1 protein-coding gene is annotated in these 1,747 nt (G+C 35.6%); it reads right to left on the bottom strand.

The features are described 5' to 3' along the window. Nucleotides 1–192: 192 nt before the first annotated feature. Nucleotides 193–1,584, bottom strand: coding sequence for a serine hydrolase domain-containing protein (locus ACFSQJ_RS14295; protein ID WP_377767654.1), 1,392 nt, complete (start codon nucleotides 1,582–1,584; stop codon nucleotides 193–195). Nucleotides 1,585–1,747 lie beyond the last annotated feature (163 nt).

The following is a 1,747-nucleotide window of genomic DNA, read 5'->3' as shown; positions in this document are numbered from 1 at the left end:
CTTTAATCTATGTATTGAGCAATCTGACAGAGCGCGGCGATGATGTAGCATTTCTAAAATTATGGGAATTGAACGTAGTGAGATGTAGTGATTTTAGTCGCCGCAGGCGAATGCTACATCATCGGTTAGTATATGAAGCGTAGCCTGCCGATAGGCGGCTATGATTTTATATACATTGTTATGTGTTTGCTTTTATTCAATTGCTTTTAATATGTAATTTGGTATCATTTCATTTGGTGGCGTACTTTTACCATAAAGTGCATAGGAATTGTAATTCCCACCTGTGAATACAGTAATCATGTCAAGTTCTGGCCATATATTTATTTTTTGACCGCCATTACCGCTCGCTAAATAAGAATTATAACGCTGACCGCCAATCATGAAATATTTATGTTCCCATAGATAGCCATAATCGCCTTCTTCCATATCAAATGTTTTGTTGATCCAACTTTCAGAGAGAATTTGTTGTTCATTCCATTTTCCACCATCCTTGTACATTTTGGCCAACTTAACTAAATCTCTTGGTGTCAAAGAAAGTTGACTATAGTTTGTCATACTTGCTTTGTTTGGTTCAAAAATCCACTGGTAATTTGAGATTCCCAAAGGGTTAAAAAGATTTGCTTTTGCAAAATCTTCTATGTTTTCACCCGTTGCTTTTTCTACTAAACTGCCAACAGTTAATGCACAACCTGTACAATAGGATGATGATGTTCCAGGTTCAGCTACCATCGGTAAATCAAGAGTGTATTTTACCCAATCTTCACTTTCCATCATCTTTAGTTCATTTCCTTTACTTTCAAGATTATTGTTTTCGCAGTCCATACCATGTCGATATGTTAAAAAGTTTTCTATTGTAAGTTTCTTTTTTCTGTCATCTATGTTGGATATTTCCGAGTAACTTGAGTCGAAGTAAGGTAAAAGCTTTTCTTTCTCACTTTGTATAAATCCTTTATCAATGGCTATTCCTAAGATTCCCCCAATAAATGGTTTTGTGGCAGACCTTAGTTGATGGGGTGTATTTTCATCATAACCATAGAAATATTCTTCGAGCACCAATCTATTACTCTTATAAATCAAGATGCTATGGACATCTGGAAAGTTACCTTTTATGGTTTCTTTAACCATATTTATGATAAACTCAGGGCGGCCAAACTCATTTTCTAAATTTCCTGTTTGCAAGCCATCATGCTTCTGCTCGGGTTTTTTATAAATATAGCCTTCCGGATTATGAAGTAGTTCTTTTCGTGGAACCATCTCCATTTTCTTGAAATCTCTTTTATGTAATTCAAAGATTTGACCATCTGCTTTATAACTAATTATTTTCTTGTTCTTATCTCTTTGAAAAACCACAGGACTGTTTTGAATATTTACAAAACTGTCCAAAGCAACATGTTTCAATGGATATTTTGCTTTGTCAATAACTGCATAAAGAGTTGTATCTAATTCTGATGCTACGATGTCCAATGTAGTCTCACCAACATATTGATAATTTCCTTCATAGTCAAGGAGCTTTTCATATTGCGATTCCTCCTTTTGTGATGAACAGCCAATTATTAACGGAATTAGAAATAGTAATTTTTTCATACAAATATATCTTGTTAATTTGGGGTTTTCAGCTTGCGCACAACGGCCAGGCGGGTATTGCGAGTAGCGTCTCAAAGTATTTGAGCTAGCTACGATAGCAATTAGACGCTATTGGTCCATACCCGCTAGATATGTCCAGTTCCGACATCGTGTTGTTCCGTCT

The sequence above is a fragment of the Croceitalea marina genome (assembly GCF_042684265.1).
GTDB classification, from domain to species: Bacteria; Bacteroidota; Bacteroidia; order Flavobacteriales; family Flavobacteriaceae; genus Croceitalea; species Croceitalea marina.
This window is presented reverse-complemented; position numbering and strand designations above follow the sequence as displayed.